Annotated in this window: 25 protein-coding genes and 1 tRNA gene; 18 read left to right on the forward strand and 8 right to left on the reverse strand. The window is 59.0% G+C overall.

The annotated features are described in order from the left end of the window. Positions 1 to 14 precede the first annotated feature (14 nt). From phrB to ACA052_RS24300, 8 genes are read left to right on the forward strand one after another with little or no spacing between them, the layout of a single operon-like run. Entirely contained in the window at positions 15 to 1,460 is a 1,446-nt protein-coding gene (phrB, locus tag ACA052_RS24265; RefSeq protein ID WP_497647132.1) for a deoxyribodipyrimidine photo-lyase, read from the forward strand. Next, the gene (locus tag ACA052_RS24270) at positions 1,453 to 1,875 is read left to right on the forward strand and encodes a nuclear transport factor 2 family protein (RefSeq protein WP_497647133.1); all 423 of its coding nucleotides are present in this window, start codon (positions 1,453 to 1,455) and stop codon (positions 1,873 to 1,875) included. The genes phrB and ACA052_RS24270 overlap by 8 nt, the downstream gene beginning before the upstream one ends. After that, on the forward strand, positions 1,872 to 2,654 hold the full coding sequence (locus ACA052_RS24275; protein WP_497647134.1) for an SDR family NAD(P)-dependent oxidoreductase: 783 nt from the start codon (positions 1,872 to 1,874) through the stop codon (positions 2,652 to 2,654). Before ACA052_RS24270 ends, ACA052_RS24275 begins: the two co-directional genes overlap by 4 nt. Then, positions 2,651 to 3,898: an NAD(P)/FAD-dependent oxidoreductase gene (locus tag ACA052_RS24280; protein ID WP_497647135.1), complete on the forward strand. Its 1,248-nt coding sequence runs from the start codon at positions 2,651 to 2,653 to the stop codon at positions 3,896 to 3,898. Before ACA052_RS24275 ends, ACA052_RS24280 begins: the two co-directional genes overlap by 4 nt. After that, positions 3,895 to 4,710: a DUF1365 domain-containing protein gene (locus ACA052_RS24285; protein WP_497647136.1), complete on the forward strand. Its 816-nt coding sequence runs from the start codon at positions 3,895 to 3,897 to the stop codon at positions 4,708 to 4,710. Before ACA052_RS24280 ends, ACA052_RS24285 begins: the two co-directional genes overlap by 4 nt. Then, entirely contained in the window at positions 4,697 to 5,968 is a 1,272-nt protein-coding gene (locus tag ACA052_RS24290; protein WP_497647137.1) for a class I SAM-dependent methyltransferase, read from the forward strand. Before ACA052_RS24285 ends, ACA052_RS24290 begins: the two co-directional genes overlap by 14 nt. Beyond that, positions 5,961 to 6,464, forward strand: coding sequence for a DUF2878 domain-containing protein (locus tag ACA052_RS24295; protein WP_497647138.1), 504 nt, complete (start codon positions 5,961 to 5,963; stop codon positions 6,462 to 6,464). Before ACA052_RS24290 ends, ACA052_RS24295 begins: the two co-directional genes overlap by 8 nt. A 53-nt stretch (positions 6,465 to 6,517) precedes the next feature. Beyond that, positions 6,518 to 6,823: a YkgJ family cysteine cluster protein gene (locus ACA052_RS24300; RefSeq protein WP_497647139.1), complete on the forward strand. Its 306-nt coding sequence runs from the start codon at positions 6,518 to 6,520 to the stop codon at positions 6,821 to 6,823. A 127-nt stretch (positions 6,824 to 6,950) separates the two neighbouring features. On the opposite strand, the gene ACA052_RS24305 is transcribed toward ACA052_RS24300, so the two are convergent. The 6 genes from ACA052_RS24305 to hemA all read right to left on the reverse strand — a co-directional run bounded on the left by ACA052_RS24305 (position 6,951) and on the right by hemA (position 12,316). Next, a complete protein-coding gene (locus ACA052_RS24305; protein WP_497647140.1) occupies positions 6,951 to 7,469 on the reverse strand; it encodes an acyloxyacyl hydrolase in 519 nt (172 codons plus the stop codon). A 114-nt stretch (positions 7,470 to 7,583) separates the two neighbouring features. Beyond that, positions 7,584 to 8,375, reverse strand: coding sequence for a glutamate racemase (gene murI, locus ACA052_RS24310; RefSeq protein ID WP_497647141.1), 792 nt, complete (start codon positions 8,373 to 8,375; stop codon positions 7,584 to 7,586). After that, positions 8,368 to 9,123 (reverse strand): molybdopterin-synthase adenylyltransferase MoeB, encoded by a 756-nt coding sequence (locus tag ACA052_RS24315; protein ID WP_497647142.1) that lies wholly within the window; start codon positions 9,121 to 9,123, stop codon positions 8,368 to 8,370. The genes murI and ACA052_RS24315 overlap by 8 nt, the downstream gene beginning before the upstream one ends. Then, positions 9,117 to 9,947 carry a peptide chain release factor N(5)-glutamine methyltransferase gene (gene prmC / locus ACA052_RS24320; protein WP_497647143.1) on the reverse strand — a complete coding sequence of 277 codons (831 nt, stop codon included), beginning with the start codon at positions 9,945 to 9,947 and terminating at the stop codon, positions 9,117 to 9,119. Before prmC ends, ACA052_RS24315 begins: the two co-directional genes overlap by 7 nt. Then, positions 9,948 to 11,030 (reverse strand): peptide chain release factor 1, encoded by a 1,083-nt coding sequence (prfA, locus tag ACA052_RS24325; RefSeq protein WP_497647144.1) that lies wholly within the window; start codon positions 11,028 to 11,030, stop codon positions 9,948 to 9,950. Then, on the reverse strand, positions 11,027 to 12,316 hold the full coding sequence (gene hemA, locus ACA052_RS24330; RefSeq protein WP_497647145.1) for a glutamyl-tRNA reductase: 1,290 nt from the start codon (positions 12,314 to 12,316) through the stop codon (positions 11,027 to 11,029). Before hemA ends, prfA begins: the two co-directional genes overlap by 4 nt. 334 nt (positions 12,317 to 12,650) lie before the next feature. Here hemA and ACA052_RS24335 point away from each other — a divergent pair, with 334 nt between their 5' ends. The 8 genes from ACA052_RS24335 (at position 12,651) to ychF (ending at position 19,572) form a co-directional block, all read left to right on the forward strand. Next, positions 12,651 to 14,375, forward strand: coding sequence for a tetratricopeptide repeat protein (locus ACA052_RS24335; RefSeq protein ID WP_497647146.1), 1,725 nt, complete (start codon positions 12,651 to 12,653; stop codon positions 14,373 to 14,375). Between the two features lie 4 nt (positions 14,376 to 14,379). Next, positions 14,380 to 14,997 carry a lipoprotein insertase outer membrane protein LolB gene (lolB, locus tag ACA052_RS24340; protein WP_497647147.1) on the forward strand — a complete coding sequence of 206 codons (618 nt, stop codon included), beginning with the start codon at positions 14,380 to 14,382 and terminating at the stop codon, positions 14,995 to 14,997. Between the two features lie 2 nt (positions 14,998 to 14,999). Then, a complete protein-coding gene (ispE, locus tag ACA052_RS24345; protein WP_497650387.1) occupies positions 15,000 to 15,851 on the forward strand; it encodes a 4-(cytidine 5'-diphospho)-2-C-methyl-D-erythritol kinase in 852 nt (283 codons plus the stop codon). A gap of 36 nt (positions 15,852 to 15,887) precedes the next feature. Further along, a tRNA-Gln gene (locus ACA052_RS24350) sits at positions 15,888 to 15,962 on the forward strand. A gap of 46 nt (positions 15,963 to 16,008) precedes the next feature. After that, complete coding sequence (locus ACA052_RS24355) at positions 16,009 to 16,950, forward strand: ribose-phosphate pyrophosphokinase (RefSeq protein WP_003208392.1); 942 nt, start codon at positions 16,009 to 16,011, stop codon at positions 16,948 to 16,950. 141 nt (positions 16,951 to 17,091) lie between these two features. After that, positions 17,092 to 17,694: a 50S ribosomal protein L25/general stress protein Ctc gene (locus ACA052_RS24360; protein ID WP_497650388.1), complete on the forward strand. Its 603-nt coding sequence runs from the start codon at positions 17,092 to 17,094 to the stop codon at positions 17,692 to 17,694. A gap of 170 nt (positions 17,695 to 17,864) precedes the next feature. Next, a complete protein-coding gene (pth, locus tag ACA052_RS24365) occupies positions 17,865 to 18,449 on the forward strand; it encodes an aminoacyl-tRNA hydrolase (protein WP_497647148.1) in 585 nt (194 codons plus the stop codon). A 22-nt stretch (positions 18,450 to 18,471) separates the two neighbouring features. Continuing rightward, positions 18,472 to 19,572 carry a redox-regulated ATPase YchF gene (ychF, locus tag ACA052_RS24370; protein ID WP_461967954.1) on the forward strand — a complete coding sequence of 367 codons (1,101 nt, stop codon included), beginning with the start codon at positions 18,472 to 18,474 and terminating at the stop codon, positions 19,570 to 19,572. A gap of 142 nt (positions 19,573 to 19,714) precedes the next feature. Here the strand turns inward: ychF and ACA052_RS24375 are convergent, their stop codons facing one another. Further along, on the reverse strand, positions 19,715 to 20,932 hold the full coding sequence (locus tag ACA052_RS24375) for an MFS transporter (protein ID WP_497647149.1): 1,218 nt from the start codon (positions 20,930 to 20,932) through the stop codon (positions 19,715 to 19,717). A 333-nt stretch (positions 20,933 to 21,265) separates the two neighbouring features. On the opposite strand from ACA052_RS24375, the gene ACA052_RS24380 reads away from it, so the two are divergent. Beyond that, the gene (locus tag ACA052_RS24380) at positions 21,266 to 23,323 is read left to right on the forward strand and encodes a methyl-accepting chemotaxis protein (protein ID WP_497647150.1); all 2,058 of its coding nucleotides are present in this window, start codon (positions 21,266 to 21,268) and stop codon (positions 23,321 to 23,323) included. Positions 23,324 to 23,427: 104 nt separating this feature from the next. Here the strand turns inward: ACA052_RS24380 and ACA052_RS24385 are convergent, their stop codons facing one another. Further along, complete coding sequence (locus ACA052_RS24385) at positions 23,428 to 24,327, reverse strand: LysR substrate-binding domain-containing protein (protein WP_497647151.1); 900 nt, start codon at positions 24,325 to 24,327, stop codon at positions 23,428 to 23,430. 227 nt (positions 24,328 to 24,554) lie between these two features. Between ACA052_RS24385 and ACA052_RS24390 the strand changes: the two genes are divergently transcribed. Continuing rightward, positions 24,555 to 25,673 (forward strand): ABC transporter ATP-binding protein, encoded by a 1,119-nt coding sequence (locus tag ACA052_RS24390; RefSeq protein WP_497647152.1) that lies wholly within the window; start codon positions 24,555 to 24,557, stop codon positions 25,671 to 25,673. Positions 25,674 to 25,684 lie beyond the last annotated feature (11 nt).

A 25,684-nucleotide genomic window follows, 5' to 3' on the forward strand; every position in this document is an offset into this window, starting at 1 on the left:
CAGCGGACACCACCATGCAATTGATCTGGCTGCGCAGCGACTTGCGCCTACACGACAACACCGCCCTCTCGGCTGCTGCAGCCCGCGGTCCGACGGTGGCCGCGTATGTACTAAGCCCGGAGCAGTGGCTGGAGCACGATGACGCGCCGTGCAAAGTGGACTTCTGGCTGCGCAACTTGAGCGAGCTAAGCCGCGCGCTGGATGAACTGAACATACCCCTGCTGATCCGCAGCGCACCGCGCTGGGATGAGGCACCGAACGTTCTGCTCGAACTGTGTCAGCAATTGAAGATCGACACGGTGCACGTCAACGAGGAATACGGCATTCACGAAACCCGTCGCGATGCGGCGGTAGCCGAAACGCTGAAAAGCAACGGCGTAGATTTTCACAGCCACCTCGATCAGTTGCTGTTCAAGCCTGGCACCGTGCTGACCAAGACCGGCACCTGGTTCCAGGTCTTCAGTCAGTTCCGTAAAGTCTGCTATGACCGCCTGCGCAGTTCATTGCCAAGCCTGGTGCGCAAACCCGGCGTTCAGGTGCGGCTCGATATCGACAGCGACACAGTCCCTTCAACCGTCGAAGGCTTCGAAACGCCCAGCGATCGATTGCGTGCCCTCTGGCCAGCCGGTGAAGCCGAAGCCCTGCGCCGTCTCGACACCTTCGCCGACAGCCAAATCGACTACTACAAAAACGAACGCGACTTCCCGGCGAAACCCGGCACCAGCCAGCTCTCGGCGTATCTGGCTGCCGGAGTGATTTCCCCTCGGCAGTGCCTGCACGCTGCGGTGCAAAGCAATCAGGGCGAATTTGAAAGCGGCAAGGTCGGCGCTGTCACCTGGATCAACGAACTGCTGTGGCGCGAGTTCTACAAACACATCCTGGTGGGCTACCCACGGGTCTCGCGCCACCGTGCCTTCCGCCCGGAAACCGAAGCGCTCGCCTGGCGTGATGCACCGGAAGAACTGTTGGCCTGGCAAGAAGCCCGCACCGGCCTGCCGATCATCGACGCTGCCATGCGCCAATTGCTCGACACCGGCTGGATGCACAACCGCTTGCGCATGGTGGTGGCGATGTTCCTGACCAAAAACCTGCTGATCGACTGGCGCGAAGGCGAGCGTTTTTTCATGCGGCATCTGATCGACGGCGACCTCGCGGCGAACAACGGCGGCTGGCAATGGAGCTCGTCCACAGGCACTGACTCCGCGCCTTACTTTCGGATTTTCAACCCGCTGAGTCAGTCGGAGAAATTCGACGCCGAAGGTGTGTTCATCAAGCACTGGCTGCCGGAACTGGCCGGACTGAACAAAAAAGACGTGCATAACCCGGCGAACCTGGGCGGCCTGTTCGGCGTGGCGGACTATCCGTCGCCCATCGTCAACCTGAGCACCTCGCGCCAGCGAGCATTGGCCGCGTTCAAAAATCTGCCGACGCGACAACAGGCCGGGGGTGGTCATGAGTAGTTTCCTGCGCCACTTTGCCCGGCAGTTCGCGGACCTGGACAAAGACAATTTGCACCGCCTCGCTGCGCTCTATACCGACGACGTGCATTTCACCGACCCGCTGCACGAAGTACAGGGGCTTGGGCACTTGCGCACTTACTTTGCCGAACTCTACGCCAACGTCAGTGAACTGCGTTTCGATTTTCACGGCTTCGACCAGATCGGCGAAGGTGAAGGTTATCTGCGCTGGGTCATGAGTTACCGCCACCCACGACTGGCCGGCGGTCGATTGATCCGTGTCGACGGCTGCTCGCACTTGCTTTGGCGCGACAAGGTTTATCGCCACCGGGACTACTTCGACGCGGGGGCACTGCTTTATGAACATTTACCGGTATTGGGCCGGGCGATTGCCTGGCTGAAAAGGAGAATGGGATGAGCCTTACACCTCCACGGCGATACTGGTTGACCGGCGCCAGCAGTGGCATTGGCGCGGCGCTGGCCGAAGAAATTCTAAAGACCGGTGCTCACCTGGCCGCCAGTTCTCGGTCGTTGCCGCCCTTGAAAGTCTTGTCCCAGCGTTATCCGGGGCAAGTGATGGTGGTGGCAGGCGACCTGACGAACAGCCAGCGAGTGCGCGAAATCGGTGAGCAGATTGCCGAAGACTGGGGCTCACTGGACACGGTGATTCTTAACGCTGGCACCTGTGAGTATGTCGACACTCAGAAGTTTGATGCTTCAATTGTCGAACACGTGGTGCGCACCAACCTGCTCGCCAGTGCCTACTGCATAGAAGCCGCGCTGCCCCTGCTGCGACGCGGCACCGCGCCGCATCTGGTGGGTGTCGCCAGTTCGGTAACGTATCTGCCGCTGCCAAGGGCTGAAGCTTATGGTGCGTCGAAGGCGGGGCTGCGTTATTTGTTCGAGTCCCTGCGCATTGACCTGGCGCCGGAAGGCATTGAAGTCACCGTCGTCAGCCCAGGCTTCGTCGACACGCCGCTGACCGCAAAAAATGATTTCCCGATGCCCCTCAGCTGGCCTGTGGATAAAGCCGCTCGACACATTTTCAGCAAGCTCAAGAACCGCCCACTCGAGATCGCATTTCCGGCGCTGTTCATGGCCGTCCTATGGCCGCTATCGAAAATGCCCAACCGGGTAAAATTGGCGATCGGCAAGCGCATGGTGCGCAGCAACCCGCCGATCAGGGACGTCCTGTGAACATCGCCATTATCGGCAGCGGTATCTCGGGGCTGACCAGTGCGTATTTGCTGAATCGCAATCACGAGATCACCCTGTTCGAGGCCTGCGACTGGATCGGTGGTCATACCCACACCGTGAACGTGACCGTCCATGGCGAAAGCTTTGAGGTGGACACCGGTTTTATTGTGTTCAACGACTGGACCTACCCGAATTTCATTCGTCTGCTGGATCAACTGGGCGTCGCGAGCAAGCCAACGGAAATGAGTTTTTCCGTCACCGATCCGGACAGTGGTCTTGAGTACAACGGCAACAACCTCAACAGTCTGTTCGCCCAACGTCGCAACCTGTTATCGCCCGGGTTCTGGGGCATGCTTCGCGACATTCTGCGTTTCAACAAAGAGGCCCTGCGCGACCTCGACGAGCAGACGATAAAGGCCAACACCACGCTGGATGAGTACCTGAAGAGCAACGGCTACGGCGAGCGTTTCATCCTGCATTACATCGTGCCGATGGGCGCGGCAATCTGGTCGATGTCCATGGCCGACATGCTGGGTTTTCCGCTGCAATCATTCGTCCGTTTTTTCAAGAATCACGGTTTGCTGTCCGTCAGCAATCGCCCGCAATGGCGGGTGATCGAGGGGGGGTCAAGTGCTTATGTCGCACCATTGACCGCCTCGTTCCGTGAACGAATCCGCCTGAATTGCCCGGTAACCCGCGTCGATCGAGACGTGCACGGCGTCGTTATCCACAGCGCCGCCGGCATTGAGCGCTTCGACAAAGTGGTGTTCGCCTGCCACAGCGACCAGGCGTTGAAATTGCTCGCCACACCAAGCGACGCCGAACAATCGATCCTCAGTGCCCTGCCCTACGCCGACAACGAAGTGGTGTTGCACACCGACACGCGCCTGCTACCGGAACGCCAGCTCGCCTGGGCCAGCTGGAATTATCGCCTCGGCGGTCCCGGCCACACGTCGGCGGCCGTGACCTACGACATGAATATTCTGCAAGGGATACAGAGCGAGACCACCTTCTGCGTCAGCCTCAACCAGAGCGCCGCCATCAACCCGTTCAAAGTGCTCGCCAAATACACCTACGCCCATCCGCAATACAGCCTGGCGGCAGTCGCGGCGCAAGCGCGCTGGGAAGAATTGATCGACGCGCAACACACGTTTTATTGCGGCGCCTACTGGGCCAACGGTTTCCATGAAGACGGAGTGGTCAGCGCCCTGCGCGTGGCCCGCACGTTTGGAGAAACCCTGTGAACAGCGCTCTCTACAGCGGTTGGATCGCCCATCGGCGGTTTGCCCCAAGGCGCCACGAATTCCGTTACCGGATCGGCCTGCTGTACCTCGATCTCGACGAACAGGACGCGGTACTCGGCTTGTCGCCATGGTCGGGCAGCAGCCGTTTTGCACCATTTTCATTTCGCGAAAGCGATTACCTCAAAACCTTTACCGGCAGCGGCATGCGCCTGATCGATGCCGTGCGCCAGCAAGTCGGCGCGGCCATCGGACACGTCCCGCAGGGTTCGATCTGCCTGCTGACCCAAGCCCGCAGCTGGGGTCTGTCGTTCAACCCGGTGAGTTTTTTCTATTGCCATGAAGCCGACGGGCAACTGGCGGCCATCCTCTGCGAAGTCACCAACACGCCGTGGCGTGAGCATTACCACTACGTGTTGCCGGCAAAGGCGCCGGAAGACCTGGGCGATTTCCATCAGCATTTCGCCGTGGCCAAGGCGTTTCACGTGTCGCCGTTTTTGCCGCGCGATCTCGAGTACCGCATGAGCTTCAGCCCCGCCGCGAAAAAACTCGGCGTGCACATGGCCGACTGGCAGGGCGAACTGAAACTCTTCGACGCCACCCTCAACCTGAAACGCGAAACGCTGGATCGCGCCAGCCTGCACCGTTATCTGCGTCGTTTTCCGTGGATGACGGCAAAAACTTGTCTGGCGATCTATTGGCAGGCCCTGCGCCTGTTACTCAAGCGCGCACCAATTTTTGCTCATAAAGTTGCCGATGGCAGCTTTCGAACCGCCACCATTCCGCCCAAGGATCGCCGCCATGAAATCCTCTAGCCTGTCGGCCAAGGCCACCCTGTTCAGTACCAACGGCCTGACCGGAACGCTGCTGCGTCGAGGTGTCTTGCGGCAACTGGCGCAACTCCAACACGGGCAATTGGTTGTCGTAGAAGACGGCGAACGTCACGTTTTCGGCACCGCAGGCAGTCACTTGGTGGGGGAGATCCATATCCTTGACGCCGCGGCCTGGGGGCTGGTGGCGAGTAACGGTTCGATTGGCGCGGGCGAGGCCTTCATCCATGGTTACTGGAGTTCGCCGGACCTGACAGCGGTGGTCCGAGTGTTCGTCAGCAACCTTGAAGTGCTGGATGCACTGGAAGGCGGTTTGGCGAAACTCGGCCGCCCATTCGTTCAAGGGCTGCACTGGCTCAATCGCAACACCCGCAAAGGCTCGCAGAAAAACATCGCCGCGCATTACGACCTGGGCAACGATCTGTTCGAACAGTTTCTCGACCCGACCATGATGTATTCCGCCGCGCAGTTCATGACCGACGAGGACACCCTCGAACAGGCACAACTGAACAAACTGGAACGGATCTGCCAGAAGCTTGCCCTGAAACCGACTGATCACTTGCTGGAAATCGGCACAGGCTGGGGCAGCATGGCGCTTTACGCGGCGCAAAATTACGGCTGCAAAGTCACCACCACCACGCTTTCGAAAGAGCAGTACGCCTTTACCGCCCAACGAATCGAAGCCCTAGGGTTGCAAGATCAGGTCACGCTGTTGCTCGAGGACTACCGCGATCTCACCGGGCAGTACGACAAACTGGTGTCGATCGAGATGATCGAAGCCGTGGGCCATCGCTTTCTGCCGACTTACTTCAAGCAATGCGCGCACCTGCTCAAGAGCAACGGCTTGATGCTGTTGCAGGCCATCACCATCCGTGACCAGCGCTACGAACAAGCCAAGGTCAACGTCGATTTCATTCAGCGCTACATCTTCCCCGGCGGTGCCCTGCCCTGTGTGCAAAAGATGCTGGAGATCGTCAGCCGCGACACCGACATGAACCTGCTGCACATGGAGGATTTCGGGCTGCACTACGCCCGGACGCTGCGCTTGTGGCACGAGAATTTTCGGCGTGCCCAGGGTCGCTTGAGTGAATTGGGCTATGACGACTATTTCTTGCGGCTGTGGGAGTTTTACCTGTGCTACTGCGAAGGCGGCTTCCTGGAGCGCACCATCGGCACCGCGCAATTGCTGCTGGCCAAACCTTCAGCAATGACCGCCCCGCTACTCGGCCGTTTCGATGCTTGAACGCCTGGGCAATGCTGCGCTGTTCCAAATCGGCTGGTTTGCTTGCGTAGTGGGCGGCAACAGCTTGTGGTTATTTGTGGCGCTGGCGGCATTGGTCATTCATCTGCTGTGGATAAGTCGCTGGGCCGATGAAGGTCGACTGATCCTCAGCGTCGTACTGCTGGGCACGACCGTCGACAGCTCCTTGCGCTGGCTCGGGGTGTTCGACTTTAACGATGTCGCGCCGCTGATCCCGCCCTGGCTGATTATCTTGTGGGCGCTACTGGCAACGACCTTGCGCCATTGCCTGCAATGGACCGCAAACCCTTGGTGGCTGGGCAGCTTGCTCGGCGCCATCGGCGGGCCACTGTCGTATTACGCGGGAGGACAACTGGCGGGGGTGCAATTCCCTTACGGTCAACTGCCGACACTGATCGGCATCGGACTGCTCTGGGCACTGCTGTTTCCGATGCTGCACTTCATGGCAACCCGGTTGGCGAGCGACACACGCGACTAGACGTCTGTCAGGCCTTTCACACAGCGCCGCCCCACTGCCTTACACTGCGCGCCATGAAAACCATTCCCCACACGCAAATTGCCGAAACGGCGGTCACGTGCTCGACCTGCTCAGCCTGCTGCTGCCAGCTCGAAGTCATGCTGATCACCGATACGGGCGTGCCTGATCGTTTTATCGATACCGATGATTGGGGCGGGGAAGTCATGCTGCGTCTGGATGACGGCTGGTGTGCGGCGCTGGATCGCAACACGATGATGTGCACCATCTACGAGAAACGCCCGCTGATCTGTCGGGAATTCGAGACAGGCTCGCCGGAGTGCATCGACGAGCGTCAGGGGATTACCTCGGTGTATCGCTGACTCTCAAGACACTGAAGATCTAAAAATGTGGGAGCGAGCCTGCTCGCGAAAGCGATTTAAGATTCAACAGTAATGTTGAATGACAGACCGTTTTCGCGAGCAGGCTCGCTCCCACATTGGCCGAGTGTTACAACGGCATCGTGTAGTGCAGCGAGTAACTCTCTACACCATCGTTATGACTGGCGAGACCGGCGTTGGAATAGTGCGTCGCACGAATACCGACTTCATGTCCGCCCGCAAAACGCGCACCGAAACCGAAACGATCTTCAAACTGGAATGACTGGCCAATGTTGTTGTTTTCAAGTTCGGTATTGGAGAAAAACGCTACACCAATCCCCGCCTCGAGGTACGGTTTGATGTTTTGACCGGCAAACTCATAAACAAACACCGGCGAGAAAGACAGGCTGTTGTTGCTGGAGGTCTTGTCACCTTCCCAATAGGTATAGGCGCCACTCCAATAACCGGTCAGACGACCGACGTCACTCTGCCACCAACTCTTGTCCCAATCGAATTGCATACCCAGTCGATAGGTCATGGTCGAATCGCTGGTCTGGCCGACCCCGAACTCCACGCCTGCCGCTTGTGCGGTAAAAGTATGCCCCATCAGAGCGGCCGCAATCGCGGCCAAGCAGAATAGTCGCTTCACTAGAAACATCCTTTTCCGAACAAATTTCGTATGGTTTTTTTGTTACTTCACGCTATAGAAGTCGACGCCTAATCAGAAGTTCACCCCAATGACCCGTGTTCCCCAAAAACTCAACTACTTGTCGAAGCTTCGCACAATGCCCGAGGTATTCCACAGTATCGGCAAGATATTTCTAAAATGTAGCGGATCAGAACTTGTCCAGAACTGCGCAAGACGAACAGGCCCATCGGCCAGCAATTCACGCTCGGCCAACAGGCGCTGAAGTTGCCGCGCTACAGCGGCGCCGGTATCAATCAAGCTGATGTCCTCAGGGATCATCTGCTTTAGCAGCGGCTTTAGGAAGGGATAATGCGTGCAGCCGAGAATTATCGTGTCGCACCCGGCGCCAAGCAGAGGTTCGACATACCTGGCCAGTAACTGGCGTAAGGCGGGACTGTGCAAGTCGCCGTTTTCAATCAACTCTACCAACCCCGGGCACGGCTGTGTGATCACGCGCACATCGGTGGCAAAACGGTCGAGCAACGCGGCGAACTTCGCACTCTGCAACGTGCCAGTGGTGGCCAGGACACCCACCACCCCGCTGCGGGTGGCGGCGGCGGCCGGTTTGACCGCCGGTTCCATGCCGACGATGGGCCACCGGGGATAATCGCGCCGCAACTCGGCAACGCCGGCCACCGTCGCTGTGTTGCAGGCCAGCACCAGCGCCTTGGCGCCCTGCTGCTGAAAAAATTCGGCCATGACACTGCAACGCTGACGAATGAATTCCGGGGTTTTCTCGCCGTAGGGAATATTCCCGCAATCGGCGACGTACAGCAGTGATTCATTGGGCAGCAAACGCTGGATCTCGGCCAGCACCGAAAGGCCGCCGACACCGGAGTCGAACACGCCAATGGGCGCTTCACGCATGGGCAGTACCACAGACGCTGCAACCCGGATCACGCTTGACGCGCAATTCACGGAAGCGTGAACCCAAGGCATCGATCAACAACAGGCGCCCTACCAGCGGCTCGCCGAACCCGGCCAACAGCTTCAGCGCTTCCAGCGCCTGGAGACTGCCGACCAGCCCGACCAATGGACCGATGACACCGGCTTCGCTGCACGTCAATTCAGCTTCGCTGCCGTGCCCGTATAAACAGTGGTAGCACGGACTCTCTGGACGACGCGGGTCGAACACAGACAATTGCCCTTCAAGGCGAATGGCCGCACCGCTGACCAGCGGTTTGCGAGCCACCACACACGCCGCGTTAACTGCTTCACGGGTGGAAAAATTGTCGGAGCAGTCCAGCACCAGATCCACTGCCGCCACTGCGGCGGCCAGCGAGTCTTCGTCCAGGGCGGCACGATGGGCGATCAATTGAATGTCCGGGTTGATCGCACTCAAGCGACGGATCGCCGAATCGACCTTGCTCACGCCGATACTGTCGGTGTCATGAATGATCTGGCGTTGCAGGTTGGTCAGGTCGACGGTGTCAAAGTCCGCCAGATGCAGCTCACCGACGCCAGCGGCGGCCAGGTAAAGTGCAACCGGTGAACCAAGACCACCGAGGCCGACGATCAGCGCACGGCTTTCCTTGAGTCGCAACTGACCGTCAATGTCGACGTGTTGCAACAGAATTTGCCGGCTGTAACGCAACAATTCCTGATCATTCAGCACGGCAAGCGCCCCAGGCTGATACGTTCGTGTCCGCCCAGGTCGGTGCGGCTGTGGACTGCTTCAAAACCTTGGGCCAGCAGCAAATCGCGCACGGCTTCGGCTTGATCATAACCGTGTTCGAGCATCAGCCAGCCACCGGCTTCAAGGTGAGCGGGCGCCTGGGCCACGATCAACCGCAGATCGTCGAGTCCGTCGATGCCGGCCACCAACGCACTGGCCGGCTCGAAGCGTACGTCGCCTTCCACCAGATGCGGGTCGGCGGAGGCGATGTAAGGCGGGTTGCTGATGATCAGTTGAAAACGTTGACCTTCCAGGGCGCTGAACCAATGACTGCTCAGCACGGTGGCGTTGTTCAGGTGCAGGCGCTGCCGATTGCGTTCGGCCAGGGCGACCGCTTCGAGCACGCGATCCACAGCGGTGACGTTCCAGGCCGGACGCTCACTGGCCAACGCCAGCGCAATGGCACCACTGCCGGTGCCGAGGTCAAGGACCTTGGCGGGCGTTGTGGGCAACAATTCCAGCGCAGCTTCCACCAACAGTTCGGTGTCCGGTCGCGGAATCAAGGTGTGTGGCGCGACTTCCAGGTCAAGTTTCCAGAAACCTTGCTGGCCCAGAATGTACGCCACCGGCTCGCCGCCGCGACGGCGTTGCAGGTAGTCGGCAAATTTCAGCGCGGCGTCGCTGGGCACGATGCGCTCTGGCCAGGTGTGCAGAAAACTGCGGGACTTGCCCAACGCCGAGGCCAGCAACAACTCGGCATCCAGGCGCGCTGTCGGCGAGTCCGGCAAATCAGCGGCGCGCAACAAACTGGCAATGATCGTCATTTACTCACCTATCGCTGCCAATTGGTCGGCCTGGTACTCGGCCAGCAACGGCTCAATCACCGCATCGACACCGCCCGCGAGGATTTCGTCGAGGGAATACAGCGTCAGGTTGACCCGGTGGTCGGTGACCCGGCCCTGGGCAAAGTTGTACGTACGAATGCGCTCGGAGCGATCGCCGGAACCCACCAGCAACTTACGTTCACTGGCGATGGCATTGGCGGCGGCGCTGGTCTGCTGGTCGTTGAGCTTGGCCGACAGCCAGGACATCGCCCGGGCGCGGTTTTTGTGCTGCGAACGTTCTTCCTGGCACTCGACAACGATACCGGACGGCAAGTGCGTGATGCGGATCGCCGAGTCGGTCTTGTTGACGTGCTGACCGCCAGCACCCGAGGACTTGTAGGTATCGACCCGTATATCCGCCGGGTTGATCTCGATCGCTTCCTGTTCGTCCGGCTCAGGCAACACCGCGACGGTGCAGGCCGAGGTGTGGATGCGACCCTGGGATTCGGTGGCCGGCACCCGCTGCACGCGGTGCGCACCGGATTCGAACTTGAGCTTGCCGTAGACGTTTTCGCCTTCGACCCGAGCGATGACTTCTTTATAGCCGCCGTGTTCGCCGATGTTCTCCGAGAGGATTTCCACCCGCCAGCCGCGACGCTCGGCGTAACGCGAATACATGCGGAACAGGTCGCCGGAGAAAATCGCCGCCTCGTCACCGCCGGTGCCGGCGCGAATCTCGAGGAACACGTTGCGCCCGTCGTTCGGATCCTTGGGCAGCAGCATGCGTTGCAGGCTGGCCTCGATTTCGATCAGTTGCTCTTTGGCTTCGCGGACTTCTTCCACGGCCATTTCGCGCATGTCCGGGTCGCTGTCCTTGAGCAGTGCCTGGGCGCCTTCGAGGTCACTTTGCACCTTGAGCAACTGTTTATAGGTGTCGACAATCGGCTCGACTTCCGCGTATTCCTTGGAATAGGTGCGGAATTTGGTCTGATCGGAAATGACTTCGCCGTCGCCAAGCAAGGCGGTCAATTCCTCGAAACGGTCCTGGAGGATGTCCAGCTTATTGAGCAGTGACGCTTTCATTGCGGTTTCTTATCCGAAAAGCTATCCGATGAGCCCTCACCGAGGGCAAAGAGTTCCTGGGCCATGGCCAGTGCGTCGAGGCGTCCTTCGGCAGAGAGCTTTTTCAACTGCACGCTCGGTGCGTGCAAGAGTTTGTTGGTCAGGCCCCGCGCCAGTTGCACCAGCACGTCTTCGGCGCTGCTGCCGTTGGCCAGCATGCGCTGGGCTTTCTGCAATTCTTCGTCGCGCATGCGCTCGCTTTGTTGGCGATAGGCCTTGAGCACATCCACTGCCGCCAATTCGCGCAGGCGCACCATGAAATCTTCGGCGCCGACCGACACCATCTCCTCTGCCGCTTGCGCAGCGCCTTGGCGGCTCTTGAGGTTTTCGGCGACCACTTCATGGAGATCGTCGACGCTATAAAGGTAAACGTCGTCCAGCTCGCCGACTTCCGGCTCGATATCGCGCGGTACGGCGATGTCCACCATGAAGATCGGCTTGTGTTTGCGCAGCTTCAAGGCGCTTTCCACCGCACCCTTACCGAGGATCGGCAGTTGACTGGCGGTGGAGCTGATAACAATGTCGCTGCGCACCAGCTCTGCCGGGATGTCCGAGAGCAGCACCGCATGGGCACCAAACTGCTCGGCCAGAATGCTTGCGCGCTCCAGCGTGCGGTTGGCGACCACAATGCGTTTCACCCCCAGCTCATGCAAATGGCGGGCGACCAGGGTGATGGTCTCGCCGGCGCCGATCAGCAAGGCCTGGCTGCGTTGCAAGTCGCTGAAAATCTGTTTCGCCAGGCTGACCGCGGCAAACGCCACGGACACCGGGTTTTCGCCAATGGCGGTGTCGGTACGCACTTGCTTGGCCGCGTTGAACGTCGCCTGAAACAAACGCCCGAGCAGCGGACCGATGGTGCCGGCCTCGCGGGCCACGGCGTAGGCCGATTTCATCTGGCCGAGAATCTGCGGTTCGCCCAACACCAGCGAATCGAGCCCGGAGGCCACCCGCATCATGTGACGAACTGCCGCATCATCTTCGTGCACATAACTGCTCGCGCGCAGCTCGTCGAGGCTCAAATGGTGATAATCGGCCAGCCAGCGCAACACCATGTCAGCCGAAAGGTGATCCTGTTCTATATAGAGTTCACTGCGATTGCAGGTGGAGAGGATCGCGGCTTCGCGGCTGTCGGTGAGTCGGCAGAGCTGCTGCAGCGCCTCCACCAACTGCTCGGGGGTAAAAGCCACGCGCTCGCGGACGTCTACTGAAGCAGTCTTGTGGTTGATACCGAGTGCGAGGAAGGCCATTCAAAGTCGCTGATGGTGACGTGAAGCCGGCAATTGTCCTACTTCGCCTGATTCAGAACAACCACTCGATATCTATCGCCCCTGTAGGCAATGCGGAAGACTGAGATCGGTTCTCGTTAACCCGCTTTTGTAGGAGCTGCCGCAGGCTGCGAACTTTTGACTTTAAAGAGCTAGATCAAAAGATCGCAGCCTGCGGCAGCTCCTACAATGGCATCGCATCGCGGCAATCGAAGGATCGTGCTTTGGGTGTGCGGGTTAATTGTTAGGGCGGTTATGTTTGGCCGAAGGCTTGTGTCATGATGATCCGACCGCAGGTTAGTCGTCCTCTTCCTATATGAATAGATCTTCCGCGTTGCTCCTTGCTTTTGTCTTCCTCAGCGGCTGCCAGGCCTTGGCACCCGTTTCGTCGGACGGTACGCCGCCGGTCGAAGACAGCACTCCGGCCCCTGAAAAGCCCAAGGTCTACAGTTCCTTCAGCGAAGAAACCGTCTTCAGCCTGTTGAGCGCTGAATTGGCTGGCCAGCGCAATCGTTTCGACATTGCCCTGGACAACTATGTCACCCAGGCCATCAACACCCAGGACCCGGGCGTCTCCGAGCGCGCATTCCGCATCGCCGAGTATCTGGGCGCCGACCAGGCCGCGCTGGACACCGCACTGATCTGGGCGAAAAACGCCCCGGACGACCTTGAGGCCCAACGGGCAGCTGCCGTGCAACTGGCTCGCGCCGGGCGCTATGACGACTCCATGGTCTATATGGAGAAGGTCTTGCAAGGCAAGGGCGACACACATTTCGACTTCCTCGCCCTGTCCGCGGCCGACACCGACCAGGACACGCGCAACGGCTTGATGAAAAGCTTTGATCGTTTATTGCAGCGCCATCCGAACAACAGTCAGCTGATTTTCGGCAAGGCCCTGTTAATGCAACAGGACGGCGACGCCAAGGGCGCGCTGACCTTGCTGGAAGACAATCCGCCGGACGATGGCGAAATCGCCCCGATCCTGCTGCGCGCACGCTTGCTGCAAACACTCAATCGTGGCGACGAAGCGCTGCCTCTGCTGCAAAAAAGCATCAAGAAATACCCGGACGACAAACGCCTGCGCCTGACTTACGCCCGCATGCTGGTTGAACAGGACCGCATGGACGACGCCAAAGCCGAGTTCTCGAGCCTGGTCCAGCAGTACCCGGAAGACGACGAACTGCGTTATTCATTGGCCCTGGTATGCCTGGAAGCCAAGGCCTGGGACGAAGCCAAAGGCTACCTGGAAGACTTGATCGCCCGGGAAAGCCACGTCGATTCGGCGCACCTCAACCTTGGCCGCATCGCTGAAGAACGCAACGACCCTCAAGGTGCGCTGATCGAGTACGCCCAGGTAGGCCCGGGCACCGACTACCTGCCAGCGCAATTGCGTCAGGCCGATATCCTGATGAACAACGGCAGGACCGCCGAAGCTCAAAGCCGTCTGGCGACACAGCGCGACGAACAACCGGATTACGCGATTCAACTTTACCTGATCGAGGCGGAAACGCTGTCCGCCAACAAACAGCCCGACAAGGCCTGGAACGTATTGCAGAAAGCCTTGCAGCAATACCCGGACGATCTGAATCTGCTCTACACCCGGGCCATGCAAGCGGAAAAACGCAATGACCTGGCGCAGATGGAAAAAGACCTGCGACTGATCATCAAGCGCGATCCCGACAATGCCATGGCGTTGAACGCCCTCGGTTACACCTTGTCGGACCGTACAACCCGTTATGCCGAAGCCAAGGCCCTGATCGAACAGGCTCACCAGCTCAATCCGGAAGACCCGGCCGTACTCGACAGCCTCGGCTGGGTGAACTACCGCCTGGGCAATCTCGATGAAGCCGAACGCCTGCTGCGCAAGGCCCTGGATCGCTTTCCCGACCAGGAAGTTGCCGCTCACCTGGGCGAAGTCCTGTGGGCCAACGGCAAACAGCGCGAAGCCAAGCAAATCTGGGGCAAGTTCCTCAAGGAACAGCCCGACAGCCCTACCCTGCGCGGCACCATCAAGCGCCTGACCGGATCAGAGACTCTTTAAGATTATGTTTTTGCGCCACATCGTCGTTTTCAGTTTTATCGCCCTGCTCGCCGGTTGCGCGGGTTTCGGCGCCCGTGAATCGGTCCAGGGTCAAGGCAACCCGGCCCAATGGCGCGAGTACAAACAGCAACTGGCCGCCCTCGATGGCTGGCAGATCAACGGCAAAATCGGCATTCGCGCGCCGAAAGACTCGGGCAGCGGCACCTTGTTCTGGTTGCAGCGACAGGATTACTACGATATTCGCCTTTCTGGCCCACTGGGTCGCGGTGCGGCGCGCCTGACCGGGCGCCCCGGCAAAGTCTCACTGGAAGTGGCCAACCAGGGCCGCTTTGACGCGACGTCTCCGGAAGCGCTGCTCGAAGAACAGCTCGGCTGGAAATTACCGGTGTCCAATCTGGCCTGGTGGGTTCGCGGACTTCCGGCCCCCGACACCAAGAGTCGTCTGACCCTGGACGCCGACAGTCGCCTGGCCAACCTGGAACAGGACGGCTGGCAGGTAGAGTATTTGAGCTATGCCGAGCAAAACGGCTATTGGCTGCCCGAGCGGATCAAACTGCATGGCACCGACCTTGATGTCACGCTGGTGATCAAGGAATGGCAACCTCGCAAATTGGGGCAGTGAACATGACGGCTCCGCGCTTGACGCTTCCCTCTCCGGCCAAACTCAATCTGATGCTGCACATCCTCGGTCGCCGTGAAGACGGTTATCACGAGTTGCAGACGATTTTTCAGTTTCTCGATTACGGAGATGAAATCACCTTCGCCGTGCGCGACGACGGCGCAATCCAGTTGCACACCGAATTCGAGGGTGTTCCTCACGACAGCAATCTGATCGTCAAGGCCGCGAAAAAACTTCAGGAGCAATCCTCTTGTTCGCTCGGCATCGACATCTGGATCAAGAAAATCCTGCCCATGGGCGGTGGAATCGGTGGCGGCAGTTCAAATGCCGCGACGACGCTTCTCGGCCTGAATCATCTCTGGCAACTGGGCTGGGATGAGGATCGACTGGCTGCGCTGGGCCTGACGCTGGGCGCCGACGTCCCGGTTTTCGTGCGTGGCCACGCGGCTTTTGCGGAGGGCGTGGGGGAGAAACTGACCCCTGTAGAACCCGAAGAACCGTGGTACGTCGTGCTGGTACCGCAAGTATCTGTAAGTACAGCAGAAATTTTTTCAGATCCGTTGTTGACACGTAACTCTTCTCCCATTAAAGTGCGCCCCGTTCCCAAGGGAAACAGTCGAAATGACTGCTTGCCGGTGGTAGCAAGGCGTTATCCAGATGTACGTAACGCATTGAATTTGTTAGGTAAATTTACCGAAGCAAAACTCACCGGAACTGGAAGTTGTGTGTTTGGGGGCTTCCCAAGCAAAGCTGAAGCTGATAAAGTCTCGGCCCTTCTGACAGAGACCCTTACAGGGTTTGTAGCAAAGGGAAGCAACATTTCGATGTTGCATCGCAAGCTGCAAAGTCTGCTCTAAAGGAATCGATTACTGGGTAATCGTTGCAACAGATACAGGGGCGTCGCCAAGCGGTAAGGCAGCAGGTTTTGATCCTGCCATGCGTTGGTTCGAATCCAGCCGCCCCTGCCATTTTCCTATACTCATCCAGGTTACCCTCAGCCTCTAGGTACTGCGCGTGTCCAAGATGATGGTCTTTACGGGGAACGCTAACCCCGATCTGGCTCGGCGTGTTGTACGTCAGCTGCATATCCCTCTCGGTGACATCTCTGTCGGTAAGTTCTCCGACGGCGAAATTACTGCCGAGATCAATGAAAACGTCCGCGGTAAAGATGTCTTCATTATTCAGCCGACTTGCGCTCCGACCAACGACAACCTGATGGAACTGGTAGTGATGGCTGATGCCTTCCGCCGCTCCTCGGCTACTCGTATCACTGCTGTTATTCCTTACTTTGGTTATGCCCGTCAGGATCGCCGTCCGCGTTCCGCACGTGTGGCTATCAGCGCGAAAGTCGTTGCTGACATGCTTACCGTAGTCGGCATCGATCGTGTTCTCACGGTTGATTTGCATGCTGACCAAATTCAGGGTTTCTTCGATATTCCGGTAGATAACATCTACGGCTCCCCGGTATTGGTGGATGACATTGAAGATCAGCGCTTCGAAAACCTGATGATTGTGTCCCCGGACATTGGTGGCGTCGTGCGTGCACGTGCCGTTGCCAAATCCCTGGGCGTGGATCTCGGGATCATCGACAAACGCCGTGAGAAAGCCAATCACTCTGAAGTGATGCATATCATCGGTGATGTCGAAGGGCGTACCTGTATTCTGGTCGATGACATGGTCGATACCGCCGGCACTTTATGCCACGCGGCCAAGGCCCTGAAAGAGCATGGCGCTGCCAAGGTTTTCGCCTACTGCACTCACCCTGTGCTGTCCGGTCGGGCGATCGAAAACATTGAAAATTCCATGCTGGACGAACTGGTGGTGACCAACACCATCCCGTTGTCCGCTGCTGCTCAAGCCTGCTCGCGTATCCGTCAACTGGATATCGCGCCGGTTGTTGCCGAAGCGGTCCGCCGCATCAGCAATGAAGAATCGATCAGCGCGATGTTCCGTTAAGGGCCCTGCCCTTCTCGAACATCTCGTTGACGAAAAGCGCCCCGCCCCGGCATTCCTGTCGGGGCGGGGCTTTTTTGCCCATATCGCCTTTAGCGCTGGTCGCAAACGCTGGGGCGAATGTGGTTATTTTGGAGATACAACATGAACGATTTTACTCTGAATGCTGAAGTGCGTTCCGACCTGGGGAAAGGTGCGAGCCGCCGCCTGCGTCGTCTCGCAAGCCTGGTTCCAGCTGTAGTTTACGGTGGCGAAAAAGCCCCTGAATCCATCAGCATGCTGGCTAAAGAAGTTGCCAAACTGCTCGAAAACGAAGCGGCTTACAGCCACATCATCGAGCTGAACGTTGGCGGCACCAAGCAAAACGTAATCATCAAAGCTCTGCAACGTCACCCGGCCAAAGGCCACGTGATGCACGCCGACTTCGTACGCGTTGTAGCTGGCCAGAAACTGACCGCTATCGTGCCTGTACACTTTGTTGGTGAAGAAGCTCCGATCAAGAAAGGCGGCGAGATCTCGCACGTTGTTTCCGAAATCGAAGTGACCTGCCTGCCAAAAGACCTGCCTGAATTCATCGAAGTTGACCTGGCTAATGCCGAAGTCGGCTCGATCATTCACCTGTCTGACCTCAAAGCCCCTAAAGGCGTTGAGTTCGTTGCTCTGGCACACGGTGATGACAAGGCAGTTGCCAACGTTCACGCCCCACGTGTTGCTCCAGAAGCTACTGAAGAAGGCGCTGCAGAGTAATTCACTCTGTGATGCCGGAGTGATCAAGTAACATCGCGGACTGGAACGTAGCGAGAAAGCGGGCGAGAACGCGGAGTTTACATAATGGTAAATGAGCACTTGTCGTCCACTTTCGCCGCACAGACTGATCGCGGCGATGTTATCCACCACTCCAAGGAAGGGCCCCTATCGTGACTGCCATCAAACTGATCGTTGGCCTGGGAAATCCAGGCGCTGAATACGAACAGACCCGGCATAACGCAGGGGCCCTTTTTGTTGAGCGCATCGCGAACGCACAAGGCGCAAACCTTGTGGCCGATCGCAAATATTTCGGCCTGACCGGGCGCTATTCGCATCAAGGTCAGGATGTTCGTCTGCTGATTCCCACCACGTACATGAACCGCAGCGGCCAGGCCGTGGCGGCACTCGCTGGTTTCTTCCGTATCAAGCCTGAAGAAATCCTCGTGGCGCATGACGAACTCGACCTGCCTCCGGGCGTTGCCAAACTCAAACAGGGCGGCGGCCATGGCGGTCACAACGGGTTGCGCGACATCATCGCGCAACTGGGCAATCAGAATACCTTCTACCGCTTGCGGCTTGGCATTGGCCACCCGGGCGTAGCCAGTATGGTTTCAAATTTCGTCCTGGGTCGTGCGCCACGCGCCGAACAGGAAAAACTCGATGCCAGCATCGACTTTGCCCTCGGCGTGCTGCCGGATATCCTCGCCGGGGAATGGAACCGCGCGATGAAAAACCTGCACAGCCAGAAGGCCTGACTCACTCCTCGGGGACAACACCATGGGATTCAATTGCGGCATCGTCGGCCTGCCTAACGTCGGCAAGTCCACCCTATTCAACGCCCTGACCAAATCCGGGATCGCGGCCGAGAACTTCCCCTTCTGCACCATCGAGCCGAACACCGGTATCGTGCCGATGCCGGATCCGCGTCTGGAAGCCCTGGCAGCCATCGTCAATCCAAAGCGCATCCTGCCGACCACCATGGAATTCGTCGACATCGCAGGCCTGGTGGCCGGTGCTTCGAAGGGTGAAGGCCTGGGCAACAAGTTCCTCGCCAACATCCGCGAGACCGATGCCATCGCCCACGTGGTCCGCTGCTTCGAAGACGAGAACGTGATTCACGTCTCCAACAGCGTCGACCCGAAACGCGACATCGAAATCATCGACCTGGAACTGATCTTTGCCGACCTCGACAGCTGCGAGAAGCAGCTGCAGAAAGTCGCGCGCAACGCCAAGGGTGGTGACAAGGACGCCGTGGTCCAGAAAGGCCTGCTGGAGCAACTGATTGCTCACTTCACCCTCGGCAAGCCAGCGCGCACGCTGATGAAGAGCATGGGCGCCGACGACAAAGCGGTGATTCGTGGCTTCCACCTGCTGACCACCAAGCCGGTCATGTACATCGCCAACGTCGCTGAAGACGGTTTCGAGAACAACCCGCTGCTGGACATCGTCAAGGCCATCGCCGAAGAAGAAGGCGCCATGGTGGTTCCGGTCTGCAACAAGATCGAAGCCGAAATCGCTGAACTGGACGACGGCGAAGAGAAAGACATGTTCCTCGAAGCCCTGGGCCTTGAAGAGCCTGGCCTGAATCGCGTGATTCGCGCTGGCTACGAAATGCTGCACCTGCAGACCTACTTCACCGCCGGTGTCGAAGAAGTCCGCGCCTGGACCGTCCGCGTCGGTGCTACCGCACCACAAGCCGCTGGCGTGATCCACACCGACTTCGAGAAAGGCTTCATCCGCGCCGAAGTCATCGCCTATGACGACTTCATCCAGTACAAGGGCGAAGCCGGCACCAAAGAAGCCGGTAAATGGCGTCTGGAAGGCAAGGACTACATCGTTAAAGACGGCGACGTGATGCACTTCCGTTTCAACGTCTAAAACATTCGCACAAGAAAAAGCCGCGTTCATACGCGGCTTTTTTGTGCCTGACAGATTTTAAAAGATCGCAGCCTGCGGCAGCTCCTACACGGTGTACGCCATCCCAATGTAGGAGCTGCCGCAGGCTGCGATCTTTTAAGGTTTAAGCTTTTTTGGTTCTGGGCAGGAAAATCGCCAGCACCCCGAACAACGGCAGGAACGAACACAGGAAGTACACGTATTCGATGCCGTGCACGTCCGCCAGGTGCCCCAGCAGCGCCGCGCCGATCCCGCCGAAACCGAACATCAAGCCGAAGAACACCCCGGCAATCATCCCGACATTCCCCGGCACCAGCTCTTGCGCATACACCACAATGGCCGAGAACGCCGAGGCGAGGATAAAACCGATCACTACGCTAAGAATGCTGGTCCAGAACAGATCGACGTGAGGCAGGATCAGGGTGAACGGCGCTACGCCGAGGATCGAAAACCAGATCACCGCCTTACGCCCGATCTTGTCGCCGATCGGTCCGCCGAAGAAGGTCCCCGCCGCTACCGCTCCGAGAAACAGGAACAGATGCAACTGCGAACTCGCCACTGACAGGTCGAACTTCTCGATCAGGTAGAAGGTGAAGTAGCTGGTGAAACTGGCCATGTAGAAATACTTCGAAAACACCAGCAACCCGAGTACCACGAGCGCACTGGTCACCCGGCCTTTCGACAAGCCGTGAGTCGCCGCCTGCCCCGCCTTGAGCTTGAACAGGCTCAAATGGTTGGCGTACCAGCGGCTGATCCGATAGAGCACAAACAGCGCAAACACGGCGAACAGCCCGAACCATGCGACATGGCCCTGACCGAAAGGAATGATGATCGCGGCAGCCAGCAACGGGCCGAACGCCGAGCCCGCATTACCACCAACCTGAAAGGTCGATTGCGCCAGACCGAATCGCCCACCCGAGGCCAGGCGTGCAACGCGGGAAGCTTCCGGGTGAAAGGTCGACGAGCCGATACCGATCAACCCCGCCGCCAGCAGAATTAACGGGAACGTGCCGACCACCGACATCATCAAAATGCCAATCAAGGTGCAGACCGTCCCGGCCGGAAGCAACCAGGGTTTAGGGTGGCGATCGGTGTAGTAGCCGACCCACGGCTGCAGCAACGAGGCCGTCAGCTGGAAGGTCAGGGTAATCAATCCAACCTGAGTAAAGGTCAGGCCGTAATTGGCCTTGAGCATTGGATAGATCGACGGCAGCACCGACTGAATCAGGTCATTGATCAAATGCGCCAGCGCCACCGCGCCGATGATGCGCATGACCAAGGGGCTGCTTTGTGAAGTCGCGGACGCCGGCGTTGTGCCGGACTGGGCATTGCTGATAGCCATGAGAATTTCCGTACAGCCGATGGGTGCGCACGCGCAGGTGCGTCAATGTGCCATTTTTCAGTGCAACAGCGCTATCCCCTTAGCCTGCTAACGACCTCCAATTTCATCGCTCAGTAGGTGGTAGCGCAACGCCATGGTCTGAATCTTGCCTTGTTTCTCCGCTTCAATGCGGCCCCCTTACAAAGGGGACCGAGAATGGGAAGTTTCGCAACAGAGTCGGCCTACAGAGCTGACGAGGGTGAACTTTCGAGGCCTTTTAAGAGGGCACAAGTCGTGGTCGTAACGGCCTCGGCGCACGCCAATGGTGCGTGGTGCTCAGGGGAGTCATGGGGCATGCAGGCTTTTTTATCACCGGGGATCGGACTGCTGGGGCGCTTCGGTTTCGCACGCAAATTTCAGCTGTTGTTTCTGCTGTTTATCCTGCCGCTGACGGGCAGCCTGTTAATGATCGGTCAGGACTATCGCGAGAAACTGAGCCTGATCTCCGGCGAGCGTGCCGGCGTCAAGCAACTGCTCTCTCTCGATGCACTCGATAACCTGCTCGCCGCCCAACGCGACCGTGCCGCTCGCTGGCGCGCCACAGAAACCAATCGCCAACCAACGCCAGCCACGCTTGCCGCGATGGCCGCTTTCGATGCGGTTCAACCAGCCGTCACCCAGGCCACGTCAGACCTTGGCAATGCGCTGAAAACCCAAGGCGCCGAGGGCGAAACCCTGGCCCGATACCAAGCCTTGCTAACGGCCCTCAACGGCCTGGACTCGAAAAGCCTGAGTAGCGTCGGCTGGTGGCCGGATGGCTACGATCGTTTCACCAACGCCTTGAGCGCGCTGCAAGCCTTGCGCGAACAGATTGCCATGGACAACCGCCTGACCCTCGCACCGTGGCTGGAAACCTATCTGCTGACGCAGATCTCCACACAGCACGCGCCAGACCTGATCGAACGGGTCGGTCGTCTCGCCAGCGTCGGCCAGGCGTCCGTGGTGTCCGGGCAGTTCACCCTGCAAAGCCGTCTGCAATTGCGGGATTTGCGCAGCCGAATCGGCGACGCACGCGAGCAACTGGTGAAAACCGCGGCGCTCCTGGAAGCGCGCCTGCCCAGCGCCTTGCAAGCCTGGGCCGGGCAATACCATGACAGCCTCAAGCATCTGGATGCCGGTTTGAAAGTACTGGATGACGGCGTTTTCGGCGGCAGCATCAACCTCAAGCCGGAAGACTTCGAACGCAGCCTGGATGCCCTGCTCTCCGACCTCGCCTCACTGCGCCAGCAATCGTTGGTGTCACTGGATCAGCGCCTGGATTACTACCACGGCTCAGCGATTCGCCAGTTCATTGTGGTGGCGACAATCTTTGGTTGCCTGCTCTTGGCCGCGCTGTACCTTTTCATCTGTTTGCAGGCCTCGATTCGTCGCAGCGCCAGCGGCATCACGTTGTTGGCCGAAGCCCTGCGCGACGGCAACCTGAGCCTGCAGGTTCCGGTTGAAGGCCGCGACGAACTGGCGGCGATCAGCACTGCGCTCAACGTTGCCGTGGTGCAACTGCGCAACAGTTTGCTGGGGGTCGATCACGAAACACTGCAGCTGAGTAATGCGGTGCGCACGCTCAATCAACATTCCAGCGGTGCCCTGGGCGAGGTCGAAGCCCAGCAATTGCAGATCAGCCAGATCGCCGCCGCCGCGACGCAATTGGCCGCTACTTCCCTGGGTGTCGCCCAAAGTTGTGAACAAGCTTCCGGCAGCGCGCAGCACACCCAACGCATCGCCGCCGACAGCAGCCGTGACAGCCAACGCACCACCGCGAGCATTCAGCAGCTCAACCAGCGCTTGAACGACACGGCGGCGGCACTCGGACGGGTCAGTGAACAGGGGCAGCAGATTCAACTGGTGGTGGACACCATTCGCGGCGTGGCCGAGCAAACCAACTTGCTCGCGCTCAACGCGGCCATCGAGGCGGCTCGGGCCGGCGAGCAGGGTCGCGGATTTGCCGTTGTGGCCGATGAAGTACGCAGCCTGTCGCAACGTACGCAGTCGTCCACCGCGCAGATTGCCGGCACCGTCGACAGCCTGCGCAACACGGTGAATGAAGCGGTCAGCCTGATGCAAGCCGCCTGCGGCCAGGCACAATCCGATGCGCAAGCGGTCACTGGCCTCGGCGAACGACTGGGGGAAATCGCCAGCGCCGTGCAAAGCGTCACCGATACCCTGGCGCAAATCGCCACGGCGGTCGACGAGCAAGCGACCACCGCCGATGAGGTCAGCGGCAACATCCAGCAAGTCGATCAGGCGGCGGTACGCTTGCTCGAAGGCGCACGGGCGGTGAACCTGGCGGCAGACACCTTGAGTCATGGCAGCAAGGCCCTTAGCGATAACACCGGACGGTTTCGCCTGAGCTGACACGAACCCTGTAGGAGCTGCCGCAGGCTGCGATCTTTTGATCTTTTGGTTTTTAAAGGCAAAAGATCGCAGCCTGCGGCAGCGCCTACAGGGGGGCGTGGTGTTTAGATCACCGCTTCGGGAAAGTCTTGCTCCAACTCGGTTTTCAGCCATTGGATGAACCACGACACATCCGCCGAGAGCTCGGCAGATGGCGTCAACACGCGATAGCTTTCCAGTTTCACTTCTGCGTCGAGGACCCGCACCAGCGCGCCAGTCCTGAGTTCTTCACGCACCAGCACTTCGTTGGCCAATGCAATGCCCTGCCCGCTCTCGGCCACTGAAAGTGCGTGGTCGTTGTTGACGTAGAGCATGTCCGAGTTGAGGTGAAAGTCCAGATCGTGAGCGGCGAACCACAGGTTCCACCACTCGCCGTCATCGACGTGAATCAGGTTGTGCTTCACCAGATCGGCGGGACCGTCGATGGGGTCGATGCTGGCCAGATACTCCGGGGTACAGATCGGGAACACGCGAGGGCGGATCAGACTGGCGCGGGACTGCGTGTATTGCCCATCCACGCCGTAGACAATTCCCAGGTCGGCGCTCTTGCCGTCGACATCGGTAAAGGTGGAGTGGGGCTCGATAGCGAACTTCAATCCCGGCCGCAAATGCCGCATGACTTCAATACGCGGCATCAGCCAGCGCTTGGCAAACCCCGGCACCACCATGATGCGTAGCCAACGCTCGGCATCCTTGGGCCTTACCTCTTTGCCGGCCTCGATAATCATCTGCAAAGCCGCGCAAATTTTGCGGTGATATTTCTCTCCCGCCAGCGTCAAGGTCACCCCTCGGGACGTGCGCTCGAACAGTTGGATGCCCAGCCATTCCTCCAACAACTTCACATGCCGACCGATGGCAGGTTGGGTCACGTGCAGCGCTTTCGAGGCCTCGACATAACTCCCAAGACGGGCCGCCGCATCGAAGGCACGTACCGCATTGAGCGGAGGTAAACGGTGGTCAGGCATGGTTTTGGGCTGCCTTCTGCTATTAAATTATTTAACAGGTCGTATGTTAAAATTGAAGTTTCGCCCCCGCAACCCCTCACTGATAATCGAAGCACGGCAAAACAAAAAATAGCTGGCGCGATACACCCGAACACATCTCGATCCTGCCCAAAAAAATAATATCCATGGCCCGACGGCGCCGCTGATTTCAGCGAATTCGCAGGCGATGGGGGAATCGGAGGTCACGCATGAATGCTGTGCATTCGCTGCAAACACTAGCGGTGTCGATCCGCTCGGTGCGCAAAGTCTACGGTGATCCACAGACCGGCCCGGTGGCGCTGAAAAGCATCGACCTGGACATTCGCGACAACGAATTCTTTACCCTTCTCGGCCCTTCCGGCTGCGGCAAAACCACGCTGCTGCGGATGATTGCCGGGTTTGAGTTTCCGACCGAGGGCGAGATTCTGCTTTACGGCGAAAACATCGCCGACCGTCCGCCCTTCGAACGCCCGGTCAACACGGTGTTTCAGCACTACGCGCTGTTCCCGCACATGACCATCGCCGAAAATCTGGCCTTCGGCCTCGAATCGCACCCGATGGGCAAGGTCATGAACACGTCCCAGGTCGCCCAGCGAGTACGCGAAATGCTCGCCCTGGTGCAGATGGAGCGTTTTGCCGCACGCAAACCGGAGCAACTGTCAGGCGGTCAGCAACAGCGCGTTGCGCTGGCTCGGGCACTGGCACCGCACCCCAAAGTGTTACTGCTCGACGAGCCGCTCTCGGCCCTGGACCTCAAGCTGCGCCAGGCCATGCGCGAAGAGCTGAAAACCATTCAGGCCAAGACTGGCATCACCTTCATCTTCGTCACCCACGACCAGGAAGAAGCGCTGACCATGTCCGACCGTATCGCCGTGCTGTCCGAAGGCGAGGTTCAGCAAGTCGGCCGGCCGGAAGACATCTACGAACGCCCGCGCAATCGCTTTGTGGCGGACTTCATCGGCGAAACTAACTTCATCGAAGGCACGGTCACCCGTGTCGAAAACGGCCTCGCCTGGTTTGCCGGCCCCGCCGGGCATCCGCTGCCAGCACAGCCCTGCTGCGACGTTCAGATCGGCACAACCGTCGCGCTGTCCGTGCGCCCCGAGCGTCTGCACCTGATGCCGGCCAACACCGACGGCGCATTACCGTGCCGGATCGATGCACAGATCTACCTCGGCACCGACCTGCAATATCAAGTCAGCCTGAGCGACGGCTCGCGCCTCACCGTGCGCACACCCAATAGCGTTGACCGCAGCTTGCGTTTCGCCGTGGGCACCCAGGCCGGTCTGTTGTTTGACAGTGGTAGCGCCAGCGTCCTGCACGATTGAGCCCGAGGATT

This window comes from Pseudomonas sp. LBUM1644, from assembly GCF_059716195.1.

Excerpts from the sequence above, each read along its gene's own strand:
- ACA052_RS24385 (WP_497647151.1), bottom strand. The coding sequence starts at position 24,327 with ATGCCTGACCACCGTTTACCTCCGCTCAATGCGGTACGTGCCTTCGAT.
- lolB (WP_497647147.1), top strand. The coding sequence starts at position 14,380 with ATGTTTTTGCGCCACATCGTCGTTTTCAGTTTTATCGCCCTGCTCGCC.
- ACA052_RS24390 (WP_497647152.1), top strand. The coding sequence starts at position 24,555 with ATGAATGCTGTGCATTCGCTGCAAACACTAGCGGTGTCGATCCGCTCG.
- ychF (WP_461967954.1), top strand. The coding sequence starts at position 18,472 with ATGGGATTCAATTGCGGCATCGTCGGCCTGCCTAACGTCGGCAAGTCC.
- phrB (WP_497647132.1), top strand. The coding sequence starts at position 15 with ATGCAATTGATCTGGCTGCGCAGCGACTTGCGCCTACACGACAACACC.
- ACA052_RS24335 (WP_497647146.1), top strand. The coding sequence starts at position 12,651 with ATGAATAGATCTTCCGCGTTGCTCCTTGCTTTTGTCTTCCTCAGCGGC.
- ACA052_RS24295 (WP_497647138.1), top strand. The coding sequence starts at position 5,961 with ATGCTTGAACGCCTGGGCAATGCTGCGCTGTTCCAAATCGGCTGGTTT.
- ACA052_RS24275 (WP_497647134.1), top strand. The coding sequence starts at position 1,872 with ATGAGCCTTACACCTCCACGGCGATACTGGTTGACCGGCGCCAGCAGT.
- ACA052_RS24270 (WP_497647133.1), top strand. The coding sequence starts at position 1,453 with ATGAGTAGTTTCCTGCGCCACTTTGCCCGGCAGTTCGCGGACCTGGAC.
- hemA (WP_497647145.1), bottom strand. The coding sequence starts at position 12,316 with ATGGCCTTCCTCGCACTCGGTATCAACCACAAGACTGCTTCAGTAGAC.
- ACA052_RS24300 (WP_497647139.1), top strand. The coding sequence starts at position 6,518 with ATGAAAACCATTCCCCACACGCAAATTGCCGAAACGGCGGTCACGTGC.
- ACA052_RS24360 (WP_497650388.1), top strand. The coding sequence starts at position 17,092 with ATGAACGATTTTACTCTGAATGCTGAAGTGCGTTCCGACCTGGGGAAA.
- ispE (WP_497650387.1), top strand. The coding sequence starts at position 15,000 with ATGACGGCTCCGCGCTTGACGCTTCCCTCTCCGGCCAAACTCAATCTG.
- prfA (WP_497647144.1), bottom strand. The coding sequence starts at position 11,030 with ATGAAAGCGTCACTGCTCAATAAGCTGGACATCCTCCAGGACCGTTTC.
- ACA052_RS24380 (WP_497647150.1), top strand. The coding sequence starts at position 21,266 with ATGCAGGCTTTTTTATCACCGGGGATCGGACTGCTGGGGCGCTTCGGT.
- ACA052_RS24290 (WP_497647137.1), top strand. The coding sequence starts at position 4,697 with ATGAAATCCTCTAGCCTGTCGGCCAAGGCCACCCTGTTCAGTACCAAC.
- prmC (WP_497647143.1), bottom strand. The coding sequence starts at position 9,947 with ATGACGATCATTGCCAGTTTGTTGCGCGCCGCTGATTTGCCGGACTCG.
- ACA052_RS24375 (WP_497647149.1), bottom strand. The coding sequence starts at position 20,932 with ATGGCTATCAGCAATGCCCAGTCCGGCACAACGCCGGCGTCCGCGACT.
- murI (WP_497647141.1), bottom strand. The coding sequence starts at position 8,375 with ATGCGTGAAGCGCCCATTGGCGTGTTCGACTCCGGTGTCGGCGGCCTT.